The organism is Shinella sp. M31 (assembly GCF_049199205.1).
GTDB lineage: Bacteria > Pseudomonadota > Alphaproteobacteria > Rhizobiales > Rhizobiaceae > Shinella.
Genome location: NZ_JBLZPH010000157.1, coordinates 1 through 3611 on the forward strand (window position 1 = coordinate 1; position 3611 = coordinate 3611).

Below are 3611 nucleotides of genomic sequence, written 5' to 3' on the forward strand. Positions count from 1 at the left end.
GGCCCTGTTGTTTTAAGCCTTGTTTTCGCCAAGCTGCGCGGCGACGCGGTCGCCGGCCTGCGGGGCCGCATGATGCCCCAGTGCCTTCTCCCGCCTGTTGTAGCGGATGGAGGACCACAGCGAGATGCCGATCAGCGTTGCACCGCCAAGGCCGGTGATGACCTCGGGGATATGCACCAGCGTCTGGCAATACATAACGACCGAGAGGATCAGGATCGCATAGAACGCGCCGTGCTCCAGGTAGCGGTATTCGGCCAGTGTGCCCTTCTCCACCAGCATGATGGTCATCGAGCGCACATACATGGCGCCGATGCCGAGACCGATGGCGATGACGAAGAGGTTCTGCGTCAGCGCGAAGGCGCCGATGACGCCGTCGAAGGAGAAGCTGGCATCGAGCACTTCCAGGTAGATGAAGGCGCCGAGGCCGCCCTTGGCCGCTTCAGACATCGCCTTCTGCGAGGCATCGAGCAACCCGCCGATAACTTCGACCGCAAGGAAGGTCAGGAGGCCGTAGACGGCCGCATGCACGAAGGTATTGGCTTCCGCCGGTTCTAAGAGCTTGGAGAAGCCGATGATCAGCGCGAGAACAAAGGCGATCTCGATGCCCTTGACGGTCGCCGAGCGGGCCATGTGCTTCTCGATGAAGCCGATCCAGTGCACGTCTTTCTCATGATTGAAGAAGTAGGTGAGGCCGACCATCATCAGGAAGGTACCGCCGAAGGCGGCGATCGGCAGATGCGCCTCATTCATGATGCGGGCGTATTCCGCCGGCTCGCGGGCCGCGAGGATGAGCGCGTCGATCGGGCCGATTCCGGCGGCGATGACGACGATCAGAAGCGGGAAGACGATGCGCATGCCGAAGACGGCGATCAGGATCCCCCAGGTCAGGAACCGTCGTTGCCAGACCGGCGTCATGTCCTTGAGCTTGTTGGCGTTGACGATGGCGTTGTCGAAGGAGAGCGAGATTTCCAGCACTGCCAGAACCGCGCAGATGAAAAAGACGGTCGCCATGCCGGCGAGCGTGCCTTCCGTCTGCCAGCCCAGCCACGCGCCGAGCGCAAGGCCGATGACGGTCGAGATGAGTGCCCATTTGAGATAGGAGAGGGTGGTCTTGCCTTCGCCGTTGCCGATCATGACAGCGCCTCCATGGAGATGGAGATACGGGAGGTGAAGGTGCGCATACCACAACGGGCATGCGGGTAAGGCATGGTCAGGATGTTCATGTGCGTTTGAATCCGCCGGCTCATTGCTGGCGGTACCGACATCACGAGAGCGCCGTAAAAACTCTCGCCAGAGGGGCCCGGCACCAGGGTTCGTCGCGGCAACGATGTCAAAAGGCCGCGAGCGGGACTGTTTTCACCGAAGTTGCCCTTCGCGTCAAGTGGCAGGGTGCCGCAGCGGGTCAAACGCATAAGCGGGTTTTCTGTTCCCGTTTTTGTGTCGCCCCTGTACCGGACACCGTCTCCGTTCCTATATTCGACGCACAGTGATTTGCCAGAAAGGATCTCCCATGACCGAAACGCCGATCGATCCCGCCCTCGTCGAATGGACCGGCCTCAATGGCCTGCCGCGGTTCGATCTCGTGAAGGATGAGGCCTTCGCGGCAAGTTTCGATGCGGCGCTTGCGGCCCATGAGGCGGAGATCGATGCGATTGCCGGCAATCCCGACGTGCCGACTTTCGAGAACACGGTCGTGGCGCTGGAGATCGCGGGCGATGCGCTGTCGCGCGTCTCGGCCCTGTTCTGGAGCCGCGCCGGTGCGAACACCAACGATACGATCCAGGCGCTGGAACGCGACATCGCGCCCAAAATGTCGCGGCACTATTCGAAGATCGGCACCAATGCTGCGCTCTTCAAGCGCATCGATGCGCTGTGGGAAGGCCGCGTGGGCCTGAACCTCTCGCTGGAACAGGTGCGCGTGCTGGAGCGGCACTGGAAGGGTTTTGTCAAATCGGGCGCCAAGCTCGCCAAGCCCGAGCAGGACCGTCTCTCGGCGATCAACGAGACGCTGGCCGGCCTCGGCGCGAAATTCGGCCAGAACGTCCTGGCCGACGAAAAGAGCTGGGCGCTTTTCCTCGACGAGGGCGATGCGCTGGACGGTCTGCCGGATTTTCTGAAGGACGCGATGGCGGCGGCAGCGCGGGACCGTGGGCAGGACGGGCGCTACGCGGTCACGCTGTCCCGCTCGATCATCGAGCCCTTCCTTGCCTCCTCAGCCCGCCGGGATCTGCGCGAGCAGGCATTCCGGGCCTGGGTGGCGCGCGGCGAGAATGACGGCGAGACGGACAATCGCGGCATCGTGAAGGACACGCTGGCGCTCCGTTCGGAAAAGGCCGGGCTGCTCGGCTACGCGAATTTCGCCGCGCTGAAGCTCGACAACACCATGGCGAAGACGCCGGATGCGGTGAACGGGCTCCTGATGCAGGTCTGGGAAAAGGCCGTGGCGCGGGCGCGCGAGGAGGAGGCGGAGCTTGCGGCGCTCATCGCCGAGGAGGGCCGCAACCACGAGGTCATGCCGTGGGACTGGCGTTACTACGCCGAAAAGCTGCGCGCGAAAAAATTCAATTTCTCCGAGGCCGAGTTGAAGCCCTATCTTCAGCTTGAAAAGATCATCGACGCCTGCTTCGACGTTGCCGAGCGGCTGTTCGGCATTCGCGCCATCGAGCAGAAGGGCGTGCCGGTCTATCATCCCGATGTGCGGGTCTTCGAAATCCGCGATCGTGAGGACAGGCTGGTCGCCATGTTCCTCGGCGACTACTTCGCGCGGTCCTCCAAGCGCTCCGGCGCCTGGATGAGCTCCTACCAGAGCCAGCATCGCCTGCCGCTGCCGAACGGCTCGGTCGGCGAGATCCCGATCGTCTACAATGTCTGCAATTTCGCAAAACCGGCGGAGGGCAAGCCGGCGCTGCTCTCTCTGGACGATGCGCGCACGCTGTTCCACGAATTCGGCCACGCATTGCACGGCATGCTGTCGGATGTCACCTATCCCTCCGTCTCGGGCACGGGCGTGTCGCGCGATTTCGTCGAACTGCCCTCGCAACTCTACGAGCACTGGCTGACGGTGCCGGAAATCCTGACGCGCTACGCCGTGCATTACCAGACCGGCGAGGCGATGCCGCAGGCGCTGCTCGACAAGGTTCTGGCCGCCCGCACCTTCAATTCGGGTTTCGCGACGGTGGAATTCACCTCCTCGGCGCTGGTCGATATGGCGTTTCATACGCGCGGGCCGGTCGAGGATCCGATGGCGGTGCAGGCGGAGGTGCTGGAGACGATCGGCCTGCCGAAATCCATCGTCATGCGCCACGCCACACCGCATTTCCAGCATGTCTTCTCGGGCGACGGTTATTCGGCCGGCTACTATTCCTACATGTGGTCGGAAGTGCTCGACGCCGACGCCTTCTCCGCCTTCACGGAAACGGGCGACGCCTTCAACCCGGCCATGGCGGCGCGGCTGAAGACCTATATCTATTCCGTGGGCGGCTCGGTGGACCCGGAGGATGCCTACAAGGCCTTCCGCGGCAAGCTGCCGACGCCGGAGGCCATGTTGGAGAAGAAGGGTCTGGCGGCGTAGGGGCTTAATGCTCTGGTGGGCGGCCCCCTCATCCGCCTGC

The 3611-nt window shown here is 63.1% G+C and carries 3 protein-coding genes; 1 reads left to right on the forward strand and 2 read right to left on the reverse strand.

What is annotated here, in order from left to right; translation table 11 throughout:
- Positions 1–12: 12 nt before the first annotated feature.
- Together ACOZKU_RS25560 and ACOZKU_RS25565 are read right to left on the reverse strand one after the other, a co-directional pair.
- Positions 13–1134 (reverse strand): DUF475 domain-containing protein, encoded by a 1122-nt coding sequence (locus ACOZKU_RS25560; protein WP_314089697.1) that lies wholly within the window; start codon positions 1132–1134, stop codon positions 13–15.
- Entirely contained in the window at positions 1131–1412 is a 282-nt protein-coding gene (locus ACOZKU_RS25565; protein WP_314089695.1) for a hypothetical protein, read from the reverse strand. Before ACOZKU_RS25565 ends, ACOZKU_RS25560 begins: the two co-directional genes overlap by 4 nt.
- Before the next feature lie 98 nt (positions 1413–1510).
- Here ACOZKU_RS25565 and ACOZKU_RS25570 point away from each other — a divergent pair, with 98 nt between their 5' ends.
- Complete coding sequence (locus ACOZKU_RS25570) at positions 1511–3571, forward strand: M3 family metallopeptidase (protein WP_421581269.1); 2061 nt, start codon at positions 1511–1513, stop codon at positions 3569–3571.
- Positions 3572–3611 lie beyond the last annotated feature (40 nt).